19 protein-coding genes are annotated in these 19,749 nt (G+C 70.9%); 7 read left to right on the top strand and 12 right to left on the bottom strand.

Translation table 11 applies throughout. The features are described 5' to 3' along the window. Positions 1-6 precede the first annotated feature (6 nt). From ABD691_RS01425 to ABD691_RS01445, 5 genes are all read right to left on the bottom strand, one after another. The gene (locus ABD691_RS01425) at positions 7-942 is read right to left on the bottom strand and encodes a 3-hydroxyacyl-CoA dehydrogenase family protein (RefSeq protein WP_344677466.1); all 936 of its coding nucleotides are present in this window, start codon (positions 940-942) and stop codon (positions 7-9) included. Then, positions 939-1,694 carry an acetoacetate decarboxylase gene (locus ABD691_RS01430; RefSeq protein WP_425564935.1) on the bottom strand — a complete coding sequence of 252 codons (756 nt, stop codon included), beginning with the start codon at positions 1,692-1,694 and terminating at the stop codon, positions 939-941. Before ABD691_RS01430 ends, ABD691_RS01425 begins: the two co-directional genes overlap by 4 nt. Continuing rightward, entirely contained in the window at positions 1,679-2,455 is a 777-nt protein-coding gene (locus tag ABD691_RS01435) for a crotonase/enoyl-CoA hydratase family protein (protein ID WP_344677467.1), read from the bottom strand. The genes ABD691_RS01430 and ABD691_RS01435 overlap by 16 nt, the downstream gene beginning before the upstream one ends. Continuing rightward, a complete protein-coding gene (locus ABD691_RS01440; RefSeq protein ID WP_344677468.1) occupies positions 2,452-3,645 on the bottom strand; it encodes a CaiB/BaiF CoA transferase family protein in 1,194 nt (397 codons plus the stop codon). Before ABD691_RS01440 ends, ABD691_RS01435 begins: the two co-directional genes overlap by 4 nt. A 143-nt stretch (positions 3,646-3,788) precedes the next feature. Beyond that, the gene (locus ABD691_RS01445; RefSeq protein WP_344677469.1) at positions 3,789-4,688 is read right to left on the bottom strand and encodes a LysR family transcriptional regulator; all 900 of its coding nucleotides are present in this window, start codon (positions 4,686-4,688) and stop codon (positions 3,789-3,791) included. 88 nt (positions 4,689-4,776) lie between these two features. On the opposite strand from ABD691_RS01445, the gene ABD691_RS01450 reads away from it, so the two are divergent. Beyond that, a complete protein-coding gene (locus ABD691_RS01450; RefSeq protein ID WP_344677470.1) occupies positions 4,777-5,151 on the top strand; it encodes a MerR family transcriptional regulator in 375 nt (124 codons plus the stop codon). A 37-nt stretch (positions 5,152-5,188) separates the two neighbouring features. On the opposite strand, the gene ABD691_RS01455 is transcribed toward ABD691_RS01450, so the two are convergent. From ABD691_RS01455 to ABD691_RS01465, 3 genes are read right to left on the bottom strand one after another with little or no spacing between them, the layout of a single operon-like run. Continuing rightward, positions 5,189-5,728 carry an SMI1/KNR4 family protein gene (locus tag ABD691_RS01455; protein ID WP_344677471.1) on the bottom strand — a complete coding sequence of 180 codons (540 nt, stop codon included), beginning with the start codon at positions 5,726-5,728 and terminating at the stop codon, positions 5,189-5,191. 25 nt (positions 5,729-5,753) lie between these two features. Further along, positions 5,754-6,668: an ABC transporter permease gene (locus ABD691_RS01460; protein ID WP_344677472.1), complete on the bottom strand. Its 915-nt coding sequence runs from the start codon at positions 6,666-6,668 to the stop codon at positions 5,754-5,756. Then, positions 6,665-9,496 (bottom strand): alpha/beta fold hydrolase, encoded by a 2,832-nt coding sequence (locus ABD691_RS01465; protein ID WP_344677473.1) that lies wholly within the window; start codon positions 9,494-9,496, stop codon positions 6,665-6,667. The genes ABD691_RS01460 and ABD691_RS01465 overlap by 4 nt, the downstream gene beginning before the upstream one ends. Before the next feature lie 608 nt (positions 9,497-10,104). Between ABD691_RS01465 and ABD691_RS01470 the strand changes: the two genes are divergently transcribed. After that, entirely contained in the window at positions 10,105-11,076 is a 972-nt protein-coding gene (locus tag ABD691_RS01470) for a TerC family protein (protein ID WP_344677520.1), read from the top strand. 85 nt (positions 11,077-11,161) lie between these two features. On the opposite strand, the gene ABD691_RS01475 is transcribed toward ABD691_RS01470, so the two are convergent. From ABD691_RS01475 to ABD691_RS01485, 3 genes are all read right to left on the bottom strand, one after another. Further along, positions 11,162-11,818 (bottom strand): RES family NAD+ phosphorylase, encoded by a 657-nt coding sequence (locus ABD691_RS01475; protein ID WP_344677474.1) that lies wholly within the window; start codon positions 11,816-11,818, stop codon positions 11,162-11,164. A 36-nt stretch (positions 11,819-11,854) separates the two neighbouring features. Continuing rightward, positions 11,855-12,439 carry a DNA-binding protein gene (locus ABD691_RS01480; RefSeq protein WP_344677475.1) on the bottom strand — a complete coding sequence of 195 codons (585 nt, stop codon included), beginning with the start codon at positions 12,437-12,439 and terminating at the stop codon, positions 11,855-11,857. A gap of 168 nt (positions 12,440-12,607) precedes the next feature. After that, positions 12,608-13,624: a chitinase gene (locus ABD691_RS01485; protein WP_344677476.1), complete on the bottom strand. Its 1,017-nt coding sequence runs from the start codon at positions 13,622-13,624 to the stop codon at positions 12,608-12,610. Between the two features lie 182 nt (positions 13,625-13,806). Between ABD691_RS01485 and ABD691_RS01490 the strand changes: the two genes are divergently transcribed. From ABD691_RS01490 to ABD691_RS01505, 4 genes are all read left to right on the top strand, one after another. Then, a complete protein-coding gene (locus tag ABD691_RS01490) occupies positions 13,807-15,462 on the top strand; it encodes an AMP-binding protein (RefSeq protein ID WP_344677521.1) in 1,656 nt (551 codons plus the stop codon). After that, complete coding sequence (locus ABD691_RS01495) at positions 15,459-16,208, top strand: SDR family oxidoreductase (protein WP_344677478.1); 750 nt, start codon at positions 15,459-15,461, stop codon at positions 16,206-16,208. The genes ABD691_RS01490 and ABD691_RS01495 overlap by 4 nt, the downstream gene beginning before the upstream one ends. Continuing rightward, on the top strand, positions 16,208-16,975 hold the full coding sequence (locus tag ABD691_RS01500; protein ID WP_344677479.1) for an SDR family oxidoreductase: 768 nt from the start codon (positions 16,208-16,210) through the stop codon (positions 16,973-16,975). The genes ABD691_RS01495 and ABD691_RS01500 overlap by 1 nt, the downstream gene beginning before the upstream one ends. A 129-nt stretch (positions 16,976-17,104) precedes the next feature. Next, a complete protein-coding gene (locus tag ABD691_RS01505; RefSeq protein WP_344677480.1) occupies positions 17,105-17,716 on the top strand; it encodes a TetR/AcrR family transcriptional regulator in 612 nt (203 codons plus the stop codon). Positions 17,717-17,720: 4 nt separating this feature from the next. Here the strand turns inward: ABD691_RS01505 and ABD691_RS01510 are convergent, their stop codons facing one another. Continuing rightward, entirely contained in the window at positions 17,721-18,491 is a 771-nt protein-coding gene (locus tag ABD691_RS01510) for a GIDE domain-containing protein (RefSeq protein ID WP_344677481.1), read from the bottom strand. 140 nt (positions 18,492-18,631) lie between these two features. Between ABD691_RS01510 and ABD691_RS01515 the strand changes: the two genes are divergently transcribed. Next, entirely contained in the window at positions 18,632-19,624 is a 993-nt protein-coding gene (locus tag ABD691_RS01515; RefSeq protein ID WP_344677482.1) for an NADPH:quinone oxidoreductase family protein, read from the top strand. Positions 19,625-19,749 lie beyond the last annotated feature (125 nt).

Here is a 19,749-nt window from a genome sequence, read left to right on the forward strand (position 1 = left end):
CGGCAATCACCTCTGGTCGTGGGAAATCCGGTTGATGGCGACCTGCTTGCGGTCGCGGGCCCGGGAGCGTGCGTTGTGGGCGTCGGGACCGGCGCCGTAGGCGGCCTCGGTCTGCTCGACCACGGTCGCGATGGCCTCCGGGGTGAGCCGCGGGCGGCCGAGTTCGTCCCAGCGCTTCGCCATCCCCCGGCCGAGGTGCTCCATCATGTGGCGGATCCCGCCGGGACCACCGCCGAGGTGGAAGCTCTCGAACGGCCCGATCGCGGCGTACCGGCCGCCCAGCGAGGTCTTCATGACCGCGTCCAGCTCCTCGGCGCTGACCACGCCTTCGAGCACCAGGTGGATCGACTCCCGCAGCACGGCGCTCTGCAGGCGGTTCGCGACGAAGCCGGGAATCTCCTTGCGCAGCCGCACCGGCGTCTTGCCCAGCGCCGCGTAGAACTCCATCGCCGCTTCGGTCACCTGCTCCGAGGTGCGCTCGCCGGGAACGATCTCGACCAGCGGCACGACCTGCGGCGGGTTGAACGGGTGCGCGATGAGCAGCCGCTCCGCGACATCATCGGGCAGCGGCCCGGCGATCGCGCTGGCGACGATGCCCGAGCTGGACGAGGCCAGCACTGCCCGAGCGGGCGCGTGCCGGGCGATCTCGGCGAACAGCTGTTGCTTGAACTCCAGCCGTTCCGGACCGTTCTCCTGCACGAGGTCCACATCGGACACTGCTTCGGCGAGATCGGGAGTGACCTGGATGCGGCTGAGCAGATCGTCGGCGTCGGCCTGCATGCTCTCCGCGAGCAGCGGCATCGCGTCGCGCACCGCCTGCTCAAGGTCGTCGCGGGGATCGGTGACCCGAACCTTCAACCCCTGTGCGGAAAACAGCGCAGCCCACGACAAGCCGATGGTCCCGGCGCCGACCACGGCAACGTTGCTCCACTGAGGACTCATGACTCCTCCAAGTAGTCGTGGACCGGAACCGCGCCGCCCAGGGTGAGGTCGGTGAGGATGTGGCTGGCGGAGACCACCTCGCGCACCGGCAGGTCGGCCAGCGGCGCAAGCACGTGCTCGAACAGCTGCAACCGCGCGGGGCCGGTGTGGGCCTCCTTCACGGTGATGTCGGTGATCTGGCTGCGGACCAGCTCGCACACCCTGGGCGCGCCCCGGTAGCCGGGCACGATCTTGAGCATGAACGTCGGCACCGTGATCTCGGCCCTGGCCTCTTCGAGGTCCATCGGGTGGTGCTTGTAGCCCATGGTCGCGGTGGCGACCCGCAGCGTGCCGTAGTCGAGCGTGCCGACCAGCGCGCCGTTGTCGGTGCGGAGCGAGGGTTTGCCCAGCACCTTCGGGAAAGCGCTGAGCTCCCGCCCGGCCGCGGTCGCGGGGAAGCTGTCCAGGTACATCGCGTGCAGGTACTCGCCCCGCTCGGAACCGAACCGGACCGGGATCGCCTGCCCCGCCTCGACGTACGGGCCGTACGCGGTGACCTCGTTCATCTTCATGATCTCGAACCGCACCAGCGGTTCGTCGATCTCCAGCGGCTCGGGCACGACCGCCCGCAGCACCTCGGGATCGGTGCGGTAGACGATGTTGAGGTACTCCCGGTCGGTGAACCTGGCCACCACCGGCGGATACGCGGGACTGGTCAGCGGGGTGTTCACACTGCGCAGGATCTGCTCCCGTTCCATCAGCGACCCGCCCATTCCGGAGCGCGCTTCTCGCTGAAGGCGCGCACGCCCTCGGCGAAGTCCTCGGACCGCAGCAGCGCCTCGATCTCCTTGTACTGCTTGGTGAATCCCTCGCGCTCGGACATCCCCGCGGTGTCCCGCACGATGTTCTTCACCGCCGCCAGCGCCAGCGGCGCGTTCTCGGCGATCTCGTCGGCCAGCGTCAGCGCGGCCTCCCGCGCGCCGCCCTCGGCGACCAGCTGGTTGACCACGCCCAGCGCGCAGGCGCGCTCGCCGGTGATGGTGCGGCCGGTCAGCAGCAGCTCCATCGCCAGGTGGTGCGGGATCCGCTTCGGCAGCCGCAGCGCGCCACCGCCGCCGGCGATCAGCCCGCGCTTGACCTCCGGCAGGCCGAACCGGGCGGTGTCGGAGGCGATCACCAGGTCGCAGGCCAGAGCCAGCTCGAAACCGCCGCCGAGCGCGAAGCCCTCGACCGCCGCGATCAGCGGCTTGGTGGTGGCGGCCTCGGCCAGGCCTGCGAAGCCCTTGTCGGCGACGTTGACGACCTCGCCGCCCGCGGCGGCCTTGAGGTCCATGCCCGCGCTGAAGGTGCCGTCCGCGCCGGTGATCACGCCGGCCCGCAGCGCGGGATCGGCCTCCAGCTCGTCGATCGCGGCGGCGATGCCCTCGGCGACCTCGGCGTTGACGGCGTTGCGGGCCTTGGGGCGGTTGATCGTGATCACGAGGGTGCGCCCGGCCGTCTCGGTGCGCACCGCCGTGTCGGGAAGTGCTGTCATGACTGGTCCTTGTCGAGCTCGGCGAGGATTTCCGCGGTGTGCTGGCCGGGCAGCGGGGCGTGCCTGCGCACCGAGGGCGGCGTGGCCGAGAACCCGGTCGGGATGCCGATCACGCGGTAGGCGCCCTCGCTCGGGTGCTCGGCGACGTCGAGCAGGTGCCCGTCGCGGACGTAGTCGTCCTCGGCGGCGTCCTCCAGCCGCAGCACCGGGCCGACCGGGATGCTGTGCTTGGTGCACACCTCGATCCACTCGGCGGTGGTCAGCTCCGGCGTGACCGACTCGACCAGCTTCGTGATCTCCTCGCCGTGCCTGCGGGCGTCCAGGAACTCGCCGTTGACCCGCGGGTCCTCGGCGAGGTCGGGGCGGCCCGCGGCGTGGAAGAGGTCGCGGCAGTTCTGCGGGGTGTAGGGGATGATCATGGCCAGGCCGTCCTTGGTCGGCTTGGCCCGGTGGCCCTTCATCAGCGACTGCGGGAACCCGGTCGGCCCCAGCGGCGGCTCGAAGGTCCGGCCCTGGAGGTGTTCGACCAGGTTGAACGCCAGCAGCGTGTCGGCCATCGGGACCTCGACCAGCTGGCCGCGCCCGGTCGCCCGCTGGTGCACCAGCGCGGCCATCGCCGAGTAGGCGATCGTCAGCGCGGCCACCTTGTCGGCGAAGATGCTGGGCAGCACGGCGGGCGTGCCGATGTCACCGGCCCGCTGGGCGAGGTCGATCAGCCCGGACGCGGCCTGCACGGTCTCGTCGTAGGCGGCGAGGTCGGCGCGGTCGGAGTCGGGGCGGAAGCCCTGGGCGTGCGCGTAGACCAGGCGCGGGTTCTGCTCGGCCAGGCTCTCGTAGTCCATGCCGAGCCGTTGCAGTGCGCCGATGCGCATGTTCGTGATGAGGACGTCGGCGCCGCCGATGAGTTTGAGGGCCCGCTCGCGGTCGGCGTCGTCCTTGAGGTTGAGCGCCACGCTGCGCTTGTTGCGGTTGACGTTGAGGTTCAACGGCGTCATGCCGGGTGTGCGGTACGTCGTGCCGAAGCGCACGGTGTCCTTGGGGGACTCGATCTTGATCACGTCGGCACCGAGGTCGCCGAGGATCTGGGCGGCGTAAGGGCCCATCACGACGGTGGCCAGGTCGATGACGCGAACACCGGCCAGCGGGCCGTTCTCGGTGGCGCTCGGCACGGAATTCGTGGGCGCGGTCATCACCACTCCTGAATCGGTGGAAAACAGCGTCGTCGCGGTTGGGCGGCGCTTTGTTTGCTTCGCTAACTACGCTACGAGCCGAATCAGGACCCTGGCAATCGATCTGCGCCACCAATGCGCGAACAACGGCGTGACCGCAGCGGTCACGCCGGTTCGGGCAGGATCTCCCGCGCGCGCTCGACCAGCGCGGCCAGGTCGGACCCGGCGCGGTCGCGACGCCAGATCAGGCCGGTGGCCAGGGCCGGGTCGAAGTCGGCGAAGGGCAGCACGGTGGTCGCCTCGGTCCGGTAGCGCTGCATGCTGCTGCCCGGATCGAGCATGGAAATGGAGAAAGCGGAGCCGTTCGAAATGATTTCGGTGGTCGCCGCGTAATCCCCGGAATTGAGCGTGATGGTCTTGCGGATGCCGGCCGCGGCGAGCCGGACCTTCAGCTGTTCGAAATAGGTGGGCACCATTCCGGGCGCCGGGAGGACGTAGGTGTGGTCGAGGAGTTCGGTCAGCGACACCGACTCCCGGCCCGCGAACTCGGCGCTGGGCACCACCGCGCCGAGCGGTTCCCGCATCACCTCCAGCACGTCGACGCCCTCGGCGTGCACCGGGAGGCGGACCAGCGCGAGCCCCAGTTCGCCGCGCTGCACGGCGTTGAGCAGCTCGCCGGTCCCGCCGGGCCAGCGCTTGATCTCGTAGTCGGGCGCCACCGCGCGTTCGAGCTCCTTGAGCTTCTCGCGCATCCGCGAGTGCAGCCCCGGCGGGATTCCGATGTAGACGGTCAGCTGCCGGGAGGAGGACTTCTCCCGCAGCCGCCAGGGAATGTCGTCGAACCGCCCGAGCACGTCCTTGGCGATGGGCAGCAGCGCGGACCCCGCGTCGGTGAGCCGGACGCTGTGCGAGTCGCGTTCGAACAGCGCGGTGCCCAGCTCGTCCTCCAGGTCGCGCACCCGGCGGCTCAGCGGCGAGGTCGCCATGTGCAGGCCGCGGGCCGCGCGCGAGAAGCTCAGGTTCTCGGCGACGGCCACGAAGTACCGCAGGTGGAAGATCTCCATCGCCTGACCTCGGGGGAACGGTGCCGGAGTCCCGAGTGTACGCCGGGGCGTAGGCTCGAACCGTCACACGGATGTGAAGGATGAGCACATGCGGATCGGGGAGCTGTCCGAGCGCACCGGCACGTCCCGGCGGCTGCTGCGGTACTACGAGGCCCAGGGGCTGATCGTCTCGTCGCGGGCGCCGAACGGTTACCGCGACTACGACGAGGCCACAGTGGACCGCGTCATGCAGGTGCGCGGGCTGCTCGACGCGGGCCTGCCGACCCGGATCATCAAGCAGATCCTGCCGTGCCTGGACAAGCCGCGGATCATCCACTTCTCCGACGCCACCCCGGAGATGCTCGCGACCTTGGAACACGAGCGCGACCGGATGTCCGACCGGATCGAGTGCCTCATCCGCAACCGGGACGCCATCGGCGAGTACCTGGATGCCGTTCGGGCAAAGCGGGCCGGGACTCCTTAGTGGTTCTCCCGCCCCGGAACGCCCGCGCCACAGAACCTCAGATGTCCCACACCAAGCACCCCTCGTCGTTCACCGCGGGCATCCAGTGGGCGAAAGGCATCCCGTTCTCCAGCGAATCCGCCGTGGCCGCGAGGAAATCGGCCAGCGACGGCCAGTCGCCGAGCCTGGTGTCGCCCTCGTGCCCGAACCAGCCCACCGCGCGGTGCCGGTCGAGGATCATCCCGTCACCGCAACCGTTGGCGGTGAACGGAACCCAGCTCGGGCTCCACCACTCGTAGCCGTCGGAGTCGTTCGCCAGCTGGATGCGGGTCCGCCTCCGGTGGTCGTGGGCGATCCGGTCCGCGGACAGCGGCATCTCACCACCGGGCAGGATCGCACCCGACCAGAGCTCCGCCCGCGCTCCGTTGTGGATCCCCAGCAGTGCGGCCAGATCCTCCGGGAACGGGAAACCGATGACCTCCTCCGCGGCCGCGATCTCCGCCGCGGTGGCCGGTGGGTGAAGCGCGGCGTGGCTCGCGCGCGCGTTGGCGGCCAGCCAGTCCTCGATCCGCTGCCATTCCTGTTCGACTCGGCTCATGCGGGCATCCTGGCACCGGGGACCGTCAGCTCGTGATGTCCTTGCGGCCGAAGCGCCAAGCGGCCAGCAGCACGAACGCGGTGCCGTAGGCCAGGCCGGAGAACGTGCCGTAGGCCATCCCGCTCCAGTCGACGTCCGCCGACAACAGGTCCGTCCAGGCCCGCGAGTAGTGCGTCGGCAGGTACGCCCGCAGGTCGCCGAGCGCGGTGATCTGGTCGAGGATCTGCGACAGGATCGACACCAGCACCGCGCCGCCGACCGCGCCGAGCGGCGCGTCCGTGCTCACCCCCATCAGCAGCGCGAGTCCCGCGATCCACGTCAGGTGCACCGCCAGGTAGACGCAGGCGACCGCGAGCCGCAGCAGCGCTCCTGGCAGCGGGACCACATCACCGGTGGCGTTGACCAGATCGGCCCCGCCGTACCAGATCAGCCCCGCCGTCAACGCGACCGCGGGCAGCAGGACCAGCCCGAGCAGGGAGAGCAGCGCCGCCGTCGCGGCCTTCTGCCGCAGCAGCCTCCCGCGCGGAACCGGCGCGGCCACCAGGTACTTCAGGCTCGACCACGACGCCTCGCTGGCCACCGTGTCGCCGAAGAACAGCGCGACCATGACCACCAGCAGGAAGTTCGTCGACACGTACAGCGTGAACGAGGTGAAGTTCGCCCCGCCCGAGGTCGCCAGCTCCGCCAGACCCCGCGCCCGCGGCCTGCCGCCGTTGCCCAGCTCGAAGGCGAGCAGCACCAGCAGCGGCAGCAGCACCAGGAAACCCAGCGTCAACCGGGTCCGCCTGCGCCGCAGCTGCCGCGCCAGCTCGACCCGGAACGGCAGCGTGCGGTTGGCGCGGTAGCCGTCGACGCTGCCGTCCGGCTGGCAGGCGTGCCGCGGATCGGCCTTGACGACGGCTGCGTCGGATTTGGCTGTCTCGGTCTCGGCCTCGCTCATGCGCGCGCGTCCTCTCCGACCAGTTGCAGGAAGGCGTCCTCCAGCCGCCGCCGCGGCCCGACCCGGCTGACCAGCACCCCGGCGGCCACCAGCGCGTTGACCGCGACCGCCGCGCTGTGCCCGGCGAGATCGGCGTGCACCAGCTCACCTTCGGCGCTGACCCGGCCCAGGCCCTCGATGCGGCGCAGCGTCGAGACCGCCAGCTCCGGCGAGTCGACCACGAAGGTCACGTCGCCGTTGGCCCCGATGATCTCCTCGACCGTGCCGGTGCTGATCACCCTGCCCCGCTGCATCAGCACCACGTGCGTGCAGGTCCGCTCCACCTCCGAGAGCAGGTGGCTGGACAGCAGCACGGACCGCCCGGTGGCGGCGTAGCGGCGCAGCACCTCGCGCATCCGGTGGATCTGCGGCGGATCCAGGCCGTTGGTCGGCTCGTCGAGGATCAGCAGCTCCGGCAGCCCGAGCATGGCCTGCGCTATCGCCAGCCGCTGCTTCATGCCCTGGCTGTAGGTGCGCACCTTGCGCTGCGCGTCCGGCCCGAGGCCGGCGATCTGCAGCACCTCGTCGAACCGGGCCTGCAGCATCGGCCTGCCGGTGGCCGCCCAGTAGTACCGCAGGTTGTCGATGCCGGACAGGTGCGGCAGGAACCCGGGCGCCTCCACCAGCGACCCGACCCGCGACAGCACCGGCGCTCCCGGCCGCGCCCGCCTGCCGAACAGCCGGATCTCGCCGGAGGTCGGCCGCAGCAGCCCCAGCAGCAGCCGCAGCGTGGTCGTCTTGCCCGCGCCGTTGGCACCGAGCAGGCCGACGATCTGGCCGCTCTCGACGCGCATCGACACGTCGTCGACGGCCGGATCTTCGCCCGCGTAGGACTTGGTCAGCCCCTTGATCACCAACGGCGTCTCGACGAGCGCGGGGTCGGCGTCGACGATGTGCCTGCGCCGCAACAGGGACAGCAGCCACGCCAGCACCGCGAGCACCAGGATCGCTCCGATGCCCAGCACCGGAGTCAGCGGCACGCCGGAGCTGGTGATCGGCGTGCCGCGCACCGACGGCACCGACAGCTCCTTCTCGCCCGCGAGCGCGACGCGGTGCACCGCGGGCGTGGTCGGCGTCGCGTAGGCCTGGTCGGTGGAGGCCACCGCGAGTTCGAGCCGGTGGCCCTCCGCCAGCGCGTGCACGATCCCCGGCAGCGCCACCTCGACCTCGCGCTGGGTGCCGTCGGTCGGCAGATCGGTCAGGTGCATCGGCGAGACGGCGTTGCCCAGCAGCGTCCGCCGGTCGTCCGGGCCGACGTCGTAGAGCTTGGCGAACAGCACCGCGTCCCCGGTCGCGGGCTGCCCCGGCATCGCGGCCACCGCGAGCCTGGTCCGCGGAATCCCGGTGACCACCAGCTGGTCGGTCACCGGCTCGGTGCGGAACACCGCGACCTGACCGGGCAGATCCCGCGCCAGCGAGCGGCCGAGACCGCCAGCCAGGTCCTGCACCTCCCCGGCACCGGGCAGCGAACTGGTCGACGCGGGTGTACCGCCCGGCGGGTTGACCACCGGCTGCGGCTGGCCGTGCAGCGGCAGCGAGAACCGCGGACTGCGCTCGGCGCCCACGCCGGGGTAGGCGGGCGCGGCGAAGGTGCGCACCGGGATCTCGCCGTTGCGGCGCGGTTTGCCCGCGACCTCGTAGTCGAAGCCGGTGCCCGGATCGACCGGGGGAGTCGGCGGCATGCCCGGTTCGGCAGGCTCGGTGACGCCGAGGTGGAAGGCGAACCAGTCGGCGATGCGCGACCGCAGCTCCGGGCCGGGCGGACCGCCGTCGTGGCCCCCGGCGTACCAGACGACCTTGACCTTCGTGCCCGCCGCGGCGATCTGCCGGGCGTTGGCGTCGGCCTGGTCCAGGCCGAACAGGGTGTCGCGGGTGCCCTGCACGAGCATCGTCGGGGCGCCGATCGAACCGGTCACGCGCTTGGGAGACACCGAATCCAGCAGCGCCAGCGTCTGCGGGCCCGCGCGGCCGGTCTGCGCGACCTCGGTGTAGGCGGCGCAGACCTCGGCGGTGAAGTTGCCGCAGGTGATCGGAGACGGCGGAGCGGGCTGGTCCTCCGCGCGCCTCGGCCCGTTCCGGTCGTCGGTCGGCGCCGGGGCGGCGCCCGCGGAGAACAGCAGACCCGCCCACGCCCGCTTGAACACGCCGTCGTCGCCGTAGGTGCCGCGGGCCGCGGTGTCCTCGGTGACCGGGCCGGAGGAAGCGGTGTTGGGGAGAAGGGCCTGCGTGAGGTCGTTGTAGGTCATCACCGGTGCCACGGCGTCGACCCGCGGATCGGATCCGGCCAGCAGCAGGCTCAGCGCGCCGCCGTAGGAAGCCCCGGTCACCCCGACGCGCGGATCACCGTCGTGGTCGCGCTGCACCTCGGGCTGGCGGGCCAGCCAGTCCAGCAGCTGGCGCGCGTCGGCGACCTCGTACTCCGGCGAGTTCAGCGCGATCCGCCCGGTGCTGCGGCCGAAGCCGCGCGAGGAGTAGGTCAGCACGGTGAACCCGCGCGAGACCAGTTCCCTGGCCTGGTCGGCGACGGTGTTCTTGTCCCCGCCGAAGTCGTGCGAGAGCAGCACCGCCGGCGCCGGGGTGTCCGCGGGCGCGTAGAGGGTGAGGTCGATCTGGACCCGTTCCCCGCGTCCCGGCCCGTCGATCACGTCCAGCAGCGCCTCCCGCGGCGGCGCGGGCGCGGCCTCCGGACGTTCGTCGCCGGACCACAGGAACGCGCCCGCGACGACGCTCGCGACCAGGGCGAGGGCGAGCAGGACGAAGCGGTTTCGGCGACGGGGGGTCGGGGACACGGAACCGACAGTAGGTGAAGAGAGCGGCACCAGTTTCATCCAGACGCGGGGGAGTCGAAGACGCTATGAACCAGAGACCAAACAGCAACCGGGCAAGGCAGTTCTCGCCCGACCGGGTGAGGCCGCGCCGCATCCCCGCATGCGAACCGCGCGAGATCATAACCAGCCCGGTGCGCGTCCGATCAACACCGGAATCCACGGCGCGTCGGGGCGTCGGCGATGTGCTGCGGGGACGTGATCGAAGTGGCGAAATCACCGCCGCACCGCCGTGGGTGTGAAAGCCCCACCCTGCCGTTGCCACCCCGATGCGGGACTCGTAACGTCGCCGCGTGTTGATTTTCGGTGCCGATGGTCACCCCCGCTGGTGTCCGAGCCAGGACATAAGTGACAATCTTGGCAAGGTTGTGGAGGGGAGTATTCCTTCGCGACGGCATCGTCATCACGGCACTCGTCAGCAGGTCCTGCCTGTGCGCGGGCCCGGTGCCGCCGACCGGCCGCTGGCCGGTGGAAGAGACCTCCGGTCCCCGGCGCATGCCCTGAACCGGAGGTGATCCATGGGCGCCGACATGGTGTTGGCCCAGAACGTACAGCCCGCCGCGGTCGACACGATGCACGTTCCCTGGTGGGTGTGGGCCGCCACCCTTGGCGGGCTTGCCGTGCTGCTCCTGATCGACCTGGTCATCGTCGACCGCAAACCGCACGAGGTGACCACCTCCGAAGCGGCCAAGTGGGTCTGCTTCTACGTCGGCTGCGCGATCCTGTTCGGGATCGGTGTGTGGTTGTTCGGTGATGCGCACTTCGCGATCGAGTACTTCACCGGCTACATCACCGAGTACTCGCTGAGCGTGGACAACCTGTTCATCTTCATGGTGATCATGTCCAGCTTCGCGGTGCCGTCGATCCACCAGCACAAGGTGCTGCTGATCGGAATCCTGCTCGCGCTGGTGATGCGCGGCGTGTTCATCGCCGTCGGTGCGGCGCTGATCGCCAAGTTCGTGTGGATCTTCTTCGTCTTCGGCGCGTTCCTGCTCTGGACCGCGATCGGGATGGTCCGCAAGAAGGACGAGGAGGAGGAGTACAAGGAGAACGCGGTCGTCCGCTGGGTCCGCAAGCTCTACCCGGTCACCGAGGACTACCACGGTGCCAAGATGACCAAGAAGATCGACGGCAAGCGCTACCTGACGCCGATGTTCGTGGTCATCATCGCGATCGGCAGCGCCGACCTGCTGTTCGCGGTCGACTCCATCCCGGCGATCTTCGGCATCACCCAGGACCCGTTCCTGGTCTTCGCGGCCAACGCCTTCGCCCTGATGGGCCTGCGGCAGCTGTACTTCCTGCTCGGCGGGCTGGTGGACAAGCTGGTCTACCTGTCTGTCGGACTGGCGGTCATCCTCGGCTTCATCGGCCTGAAGCTGATCCTGCACGCGCTGCACGAGTACCACCTGGTGCCGGAGTGGCTGGAGATCAACAACTGGATGTCGCTGGGCGTCATCGTCGTGGTGCTGGCCGTCACGACCTGGGCCAGCCTCGCCAAGGCGAAGAAGGACGCGGCGGAGGAAGCCGAGTCCGAACCCGCCTGACCCGTGTGGACCGGCGCCGCGGACCAACCGGCCCGCGGCGCCGCTTCACGTCCGGGGTGGATCCCCCAAGATCCAGCGATACGTTTCAGTCCAGGAGGGTGTAGCTGAGCTCCTTGCACACCCGGCCGAGCGGCACGTCCAGGCCGGGGTGGTTCAGCGGGAGCAGGACGTCCGGTGACTCCGGCAGCGCGCTCGCCGACGGCGGGTCCCAAAGGCAGATCGACGGGTTGCCCGCGTCCATGGAGGACCGGTACCAGAGGCCGTCGAGTTCCGGGTAGGCGGCGCGGATGCTGCGCGCCCACGCCTGGGTGCGCTCCTTCGGGCCGCTGCTGATCGCCTGCGAGGCGCCCGCCCTGGTCGGCCACAGCCCGGACAGGTCCAGCAGCCGCAGGGTGCGCCGCGGCCGGAACAGCACCAGGTGCGGGCTCCGCGTCCTGCGGTCCACAGTGGACGTCGCCTGGAACACCTCGGCGATGCAGGTGCGCACCGACAGCGAGAAGTACAGCACGCCGTGCTCGCGGGTCACCGTGGGTCCGCCCTGCGGGTTGGCCACGTGCGGGTCGAACCGGGCGTGCGGCAGCGGTCCGGCGTAGCGGAAGGTGTCCCACTGCTGCGGGTGGTTGCCGCCGGAGGTGAACACGCGGACCAACCGGGTGCCCGCGGGCACCGCGATGACGTCCTCGGTGCGCCGGAGCATCGCCTGCAGCACTGCCGGCGCAGGCGGCTGGGGGAGCCGTGCCAATGGGGGTCCTGGGGGTCGTCTGGTCGGCGGCGGGGGCTAGGCGGGCATGCCGATGGTCGCGGCCAGGTCGGCGACCTGCTGCGGACTGCCGCCTGCCATCAGCCACTCCCGGGGGCTCACGGCCCGGTCACCGAGTTCGAGGTCCTCCTGCGGGGTCGCCATGAAGTTGGCCAGCACCAGCGCGGGCTGGTCGATCGGCATCGCGGCCAGGACGCTCTCCAGCCCCGGCAGCACGTCGTTGTCGGTGAACTGCCACGCGGGCAGCCGCCAGCCGCCGCGGTCCTTCCAGCCGATGAGCCTGCGGTCGCCGATGCGGTGCCGGATGCGGCTGCTGTCGACCCCGATGCGTTCGGCGGCCTGGTTGACCGACAGCGCGGTGTCGCGCAGCACGGCCTGTTCGGCGACGGTGCGCGCGCGGGGGTCGAGTTCGGTGTCGGCCAGCGGCGCCAGGTCCAGCCCGGCGTCGGTCAGGGCGAGGCGTTCGGCGGCGGAGAAGTGCGCCGCGGGGTCGGCCGGGGGCGAAGTCAGCTTCTTGGCTGCGTCCTCGACCAGGGAGAGGAATTGGCTGGCCGTGACCTTCAATCCGGCACGGGCCAGCACTGTCTCCAACGCGGCTGTCATGTCCCCAGGATAACGCTTTTCGCCGAGAAGGTGTGCGCCAACGTGCGCCAGGTGGGAAAAATCACTATTAGTAGCAGCCGCAATGCACGGGGTAACAGCAGTTCCCGGGTCTGCGGGGTGAACATTCCACCTTCTCGGTGTCGATCACCCCGCAGTGATCGTCAGTCGTTACGGGAGTGAATCAAGGTGGGCCCGAACGGGCTTGGAGAACGCGTCCCCGGAGGTGGCGTCCCAGTTGATCGACCACGTCATCACACCGCTGAGCTCGGGGTGGCCCCGCTCGGGTTTGTACTGACCGCAGTTGGTCGCCGAGGTCAGGCAGTCGAGTGCCGCGGTGATCACGGGTGGGTCGACGTAGCCGCTGCCCGCTGCGGACGGTGACGCGGGCAGGCCGAGCGAAACCTGGTCCGGGCGCAGGGTTTTCAGCAGCGTGCACGCCTGCGCGGTGATGAAGTCGACCGACCCCTGGCTGTGGACGCCGCCGTCGCAGCCGTTCATCGAGCCGGAGTTGTAGTACTGCGTGTGCACCACCGTGATCAGGTCCTTGACCTGCTCGATCAGCTCCAGGTAACGGCCGCCGGGCTGCACGTCGAGCGTCTGCGGGGCCATCGTCAGCCGGAATCCGTCGCCGGCCCGGTCGCGGAGTTGCCGAATTGCGGAGGCTGTGTTGGGGACGTTCAACCCGTGTTCCAGGTCAATGTCCAACCCGTCTAAGCCAAATTCCGTAAGTATTTTTCCCACCGAATCGACGAAATTTGCGACGTTTGTTTCACTGCCGAGGTCCACATTGCCCAGCTCGCCGCCTACCGAGAGCACGAAGGTCCTGCCCGCGGCCTTCTGCGCTGCGATGTCGGCCTTGAGGTCGGCGTCGGTGTAGCCGCCGAGGGCCTCGGACAGCTTCGGGTCCACGCCGAAGGTGACCGCGCCGGGCTTGGCCGGGTCGGCGTTGGCGAACGCCAGGGCGACGATGTCGTAGGCGGGGGATATGTCGCTCACCTTCAGCGGCTTGGCGTTGTTGACGAAGTTCTGCCAGTAGCCGGTGAGCTGGTGCTTGGCCGCGGGGGCGGGCGCTGAGGGCGCGGGCGCTGGGGACTCGGGGGCTGGGGGTGCGGCGGTGGCGATCGCCGGGCTGATCGCCAGGGTCGAGGCCAGCGCGGCGGCGGCCAGGGCGTACCGGGTGCTCATGCGGTCCTCCGTGGGGGTCGAGACCTGCGTCACGCAAAAATGGACTGGACCAATGCCCGAGTCAAGATCCCGGGAACCGGGTTGCTCCGCTCGGAGCACGGCGGACCGGAAGGCTTGACGCCGAGCGGGCCAACCCCGTTGACTGGGCGTACCGACTGGTCGGTCTTGGACGGAGGTGCGTGTTGGTCAGCGCTTACGACGAACGGCCCTGGCTCGCCAGCTACGGCGACGAGCTGCCCCGCGAACTGGTCCCGGAGCACGACACGATGCTCGCGATGTTCGCCGCCACCCGGGCCCGGTACCCGGACCGGACCGCCACCACGTACTTCGACGGCCGCCTGACCTACCGCGAGCTCGACGAGCTCAGCGACGGCCTCGCCGCGCACCTCGCCGAAGGCGGCCTCGCGCCCGGCGACCGGCTCGCGATCTACCTGCAGAACGTCCCGCAGTTCGTGATCGCCGCACTCGCGGGCTGGAAGGCCGGGGCGATCGTGGTGCCGCTGAACCCGATGTACCGCTCGCACGAGCTGACCGGCATCCTCGGCGACGCCCGGCCCACCGCGGTGGTCTCCTCCGAGCACGGCTGGCACGAGGTGCTCGGCGAGCTCGCCCGTGACGCGGGCGTCCGGATCGCGATCACCACCAGCGAGCTCGACCTCCAGACCCGCGGCGACGAGCGGGTCCTCGGCAGGATCCGCCGCAGGCCGGCCGGAGACGCGGCCGACCTGCTCGCGGTGGCCCGGAAGGGCGGCCGGCCGCCGGAGGTCGAGGTGCGCGCCGACGACATCGCGCTGCTCGCCTACACCTCCGGCACCAGCGGCGTGCCCAAGGGCGCGACCAACACCCACGGCAACATCACCTTCAACTGCGCGGGTTTCCGCGCCCGCGCCACCCGGGACGCGCCCGGGTTCTTCGCGCTGGCGCCGCTGTTCCACATGACCGGCATGGTCTGCCAGCTCGGCGCGGCCATCGCCCTGGGCGGCAGGCTGGACCTGGCCTACCGCTTCGAGCCCGGCGTGGTGCTCGACGCGCTGGCCGAGCACCGGCCGGACTACCTGATCGGCCCGTCCACCGCGTACATGGCGCTGATGAACCACCCCGACGTCACCCGGGACCATTTCGCGTCGCTGGACCACGTCTTCTCCGGCGGCGCCCCGCTGCCGTCCGCGGTGGTGGAGCGCTTCCGGGAGCGGTTCGGCCACTACATCCACAACGGCTACGGGCTCACCGAGACCACCGCGACCGCCACGTCGGTGCCGGTCCACCTGGAAGCGCCGGTGCACGAGGAGACGGGGACGCTCAGCGTCGGGCTGCCGACGTTCAACACCGTCCTGCGGATCGTCGACGACGACGGCGCGGACCTGCCGGTCGGGGAGGTCGGCGAGATCGTGGTGGAGGGGCCGATGGTCGTCCCGGCCTACTGGAACAAGCCCGCGGAGACCAGCGCGGGCATCCGGGACGGGCGGCTGCACACCGGTGACGTCGGGTTCATGGACGAGCGGGGCTGGTTCTACGTCGTGGACCGGAAGAAGGACATGATCAACGCCTCCGGGTTCAAGGTCTGGCCCCGCGAGGTGGAGGACGTCCTCTACGGACATCCGGCGGTGCGCGAGGTCGCCGTCGTCGGTGTCGCCGACGAGTACCGCGGTGAGACGGTCAAGGCCTACGTCAGCCTCCGCGCCGGGCAGCGGGCGACCGCCGAGGAGCTGGTGGAGCACTGCAGGCGGCAGCTCGCCGCCTACAAGTACCCGCGCATCGTCGAGATCCTCGACGAGTTGCCGAAGACGGCCACGGGCAAGATCCTGCGGCGCGAGTTGCGAGAAGGGAAGACTGGATGAGCAAGCGTTTCGACGGCCGGGTCGCGATCGTGACCGGTGCCAGCAGGGGCATCGGGCTGGCGATCGCCCAGCGGCTGGTGTCGGAGGGCGCCAGCGTGTGCGTCACCGCGCGCAAGCCCGAGCCGCTGGCCGAGGCGGTGCAGGAGCTCGGCGACCGCGCGATCGGTGTCGCGGGCAAGGCCGACGACGCCGAGCACCAGGCCGACGCGGTCGCGCGGACGCTGGAGACCTTCGGCCGGGTGGACCTGCTGGTCAACAACGCCGGCATCAACCCGGCCTACGGCCCGCTGATCGAACTGGACCACGGGGTGGCCCGCAAGATCTTCGAGGTCAACGTGCTCAGCGCGCTGTCCTGGACGCAGCGGGTGCACGCGGCGTGGATGGGCGAGCACGGCGGTTCGGTGCTCAACGTGTCCTCTGTGGCCGGTGAGAAGCCCGCGCCCGGGATCGGTTTCTACGGCGCGTCCAAGGCGATGCTGACCTACCTCACCAAGGAGCTCGCGGTGGAGCTGGGCCCGAAGGTGCGGGTCAACGCCGTCGCTCCGGCGGTGGTCAAGACGCGGTTCGCCACCGCGCTCTACGAGGACAACGAGGAAGCGGTCGCGGCGCAGTACCCGTTGCGGCGGCTGGGAGTTCCGTCCGACATCAGCGGTGCGGCGGCGTTCCTGCTCTCCGACGAGGCGTCGTGGGTGACCGGCCGGGTGCTGGTCCTCGACGGCGGCGTGACCCTCACCGGGGGCGTGTGATGCTCGCGGGGAAGGTGGTCGTGGTGACCGGGGCGGGCCACGGCATCGGCGAGGCGCTGAGCCGCCGGTTCGCCGCCGAGGGCGCGAAGGTGGTGCTGGCCGATCTGGACGCGAGCGCCGTGCACCGGGTGGCCGGGGAGCTCGGCGGCCTGGCGGTGCCGGGCGACGCGGCCACCGAGGCCGGGGTGTCCAGGCTGGTCGGAGCCGCGATCGGGCAGTACGGACGGATCGACGTCTTCTGCGCCAACGCCGGGGTCGCGCACGCGGGCGGGCCGGAGGCATCGGAGGAGGACTGGGCACGGGCGTGGGAGGTCAACGTGATGGCCCACGTCCGCGCCGCCCGCGCGGTGCTGCCGCACTGGCTGGACAACGGCGGCGGCCACTTCCTGGCGACGGTGTCGGCGGCGGGCCTGCTGACGATGCTGGGTTCCGCGCCGTACGCGGTGAGCAAGCACGGCGCGCTCGCCTTCGCCGAGTGGCTCGCGGTCACCTACGCCGACCGCGGAATCACCGTGCAGGCGCTGTGCCCGCAGGGCGTGCGCACGAACATGCTGGCCGAGACCGGGGAAACGGGGCAGCTGCTGCTGGCCGAGGGAGCGATCGACCCGGAGCAGGTCGCGGACCTGGTGCTGGAGTCCTTTGCGGACAAGCGGTTCCTGATCCTGCCGCACCCGGAGGTCGCCGAGTACTACGCGCTGCGGGCGAGCGATCCCGCCAAGTGGCACGGCGGGATGCGCAAGCTGCAGCGCCGCCTCGACGGGGACTGAGCCCGGCCGACCGGCCCCGAGCTGCGGAAACGCGCGGAGCGGCCGTTCTTCGGCCGGGCCGCCGAGCTGGTCCGCGCGTGGACTGGTCGGTCGGTCAGTACCCTTGAGGGGGAGGAGAAGGAGGCAGACATGGCGCGCGCCGGCACGGAGGTCCGCATCGCGGAGGCGGCCGGGGAACCGGTCCCGCAGCGGCTGCTCGCGGTGGCCACCCGGCTGTTCGCCGAGCAGGGCTTCGAGACGACCTCGGTCCAGCAGATCGTCGACGCGGCCGGTGTCACCAAGGGCGCGATGTACCACTACTTCGGGTCCAAGGACGACCTCCTCTACGAGATCTACGCCCGGCTGCTGCGCGCGCAGACCGCGCGGATGCAGACCGCGGCCGACAGCTCCGAGCCGGTGCAGCAGCGGTTGCACGCGGTGGCCGCCGACGTCGTGGCGACCACCGCGGCCAACCTCGACGACACGGTGATCTTCTTCCGCTCGATGCACCTGCTGCACCCGGACAAGCAGGCCGAGGTGCGCGCGCAGCGCCGCAAGTACCACGAGCGGGTGCGGGAGCTGATCGAGGAGGGGCAGCGGTCCGGGGTGTTCCGCTCGGACAAGTCAGCGGACCTGGTGGTGGACTTCTTCTTCGGCGCGGTGCACCACCTGGGCACCTGGTTCCGCCAGGACGGCGAGCTGACCGGGGAGGAAGTGGGCCGCAACTTCGCCGACCTGCTCCTGGCCTCGCTCCGGCCTTAGCTCGTCACATCACGAACAGGCCCAGGGCCAGCAGCACGATTCCCAGGACACCGACGACCGTGACGCAGCCGAGGTGTCCGTTGCGGTTGCGGCGTCCCTGCTGTTCAAGCTGGCCGCCGGTCTGGGTCGAGACCAGGAAGCGCTGGTTGCCGGCGGGCTTGCCGATCGCGATCGAGCCGTCGGCGTTGCTCGCCTCGCCCAGGACGTAGAGCTGCTGGTCGGGGCGGACCACCCACTCCCGGTACTCGTAGCCCGTGGTCCGGCCGCCGTGCGTCGGCGCGGGGACCTGGATGCCGAAGGCGCTCGGCGCCGCGGCGCGCTGGTCGTCGGGCCGGAGGTGGAAGACCTGGTCCAGCCCGGTGGGCTGGTCGGCGTCGACCTCGTGCAGGTCGACCCGGACCGCGCTGTAGGAGTCGCGCAGGACGACCGAGCCGGGGGCGCTGTGCTGGAAGACGACCTGCTCCCGGGGAACCCAGCGGCGGCCGTTGGCGCTGATCTCCCTGACCTGGTAGTGCTCGACGACCTGGTAGCGGTACCAGGCGCAGGGCGTGCGCCCGAAGTGGGAGGTCGCGATGCCGGTGGCCCGCGCGTCGGCCTTGCCGACGAAGGCGCAGTACTCGCGGAACGCGCCGGCGCGGCGCCGGGTTTCCAGCTCCTGCCCGGTCAGCGTCGCCGCGCCGCGCACCGCGCGCAGATCGCGTCGCGCGGAGAAGACGAAGGTCAGGCCGACGGGGACGAGCAGCAGAAGCAGGGATCCGATGACGATCAGGGGCATGAGGCGGGCTTCCGGCGCGGCGACACGAACGGGGTGACCCTATCGGGGACCGCGGCCGGAGGGGAGCGGCGGAGGTGTACAGCGCCGGAGTTCACGACTAGCATACCGACCAGTCGGTCTCGGATCTGTGAGGTGATGTCGTGGTCAAGGCGTGGCAGGTCGGCGAAACCGGGGAGCCGAAGGACGTGCTCGGGCTCGTCGAGCTGGAGGAGCCGCGGCCCGGGCCCGGCCAGGTGCTGGTGCGGGTCGCGGCGAGCCCGGTGAACTTCCCGGACGTGCTGATGTGCCGGGGCGAGTACCAGGTCAGGCCGCCGCTGCCGTTCACCCCGGGCGTCGAGCTGTGCGGCGAGGTCGTCGAGCTCGGGCCGGAGGTCACCGGAGTCGCGGCGGGCGAGCGCGTGATCGGCGGTGCGGTGATGCCCAGCGGCGCGTTCGCCGAGTACGCGCTGATGGACGCCGCCCGGGTGCTGCCCGCGCCCGAGGCGCTGTCCGACGCCGAGGCGTCCGCGCTCTACATCGGGTACCAGACGGGCTGGTTCGGGCTGCACCGCAGGGCGGGCCTGCGTGCGGGGGAGACGCTGCTCGTGCACGCCGCGGCAGGAGGCGTCGGCAGCGCGGCGATCCAGCTCGGCAAGGCCGCGGGCGCGACGGTGATCGGCGTGGTCGGCGGCCCGGAGAAGGCCGAGGTCGCCCGCGAGCTCGGCGCCGACGTCGTGGTCGACCGCCGCAGCGAGGATTTCGTGGCCGTGGTCAAGGAAACGACCGGTGGACGCGGCGCGGACGTCGTCTACGACCCGGTCGGCGGCGAGACCTACCAGCGCTCGACCAAGTGCATCGCGTTCGAGGGGCGCATCCTGGTCATCGGCTTCGCCGGAGGCACCATCCAGTCCCCGGGGCTCAACCACGCGCTGGTGAAGAACTACTCGATCCTCGGCCTGCACTGGGGTCTCTACAACGAGCGCGACCCGGAGGCTGTCCGGCACGCGCACGCGGAGCTGTCGCGCCTCGCGGAGCAGGGCGCGGTCCGGCCGCTGATCAGCGAGCGCGTCGCGCTCGACGGCGTCGCCGACGCCGTGCAGCGCGTCGGCGACGGCAGGACCGTCGGCCGGGTCGCTTTCGACGCCGGGGCGTAGCGGGGCTCTTCGACGGCGGATTGCCGATGCGGGACACGGGAATCCGCCGCAGCGGGGGAGTCCACATCGGAGGGTGAGGCGCCGGCTCACTCCCCGAACTTGAGCGGTGAGCGTGCCACCCGGAG

This window comes from Saccharopolyspora taberi (assembly GCF_039534165.1).
Taxonomy (GTDB): domain Bacteria; phylum Actinomycetota; class Actinomycetes; order Mycobacteriales; family Pseudonocardiaceae; genus Saccharopolyspora_D; species Saccharopolyspora_D taberi.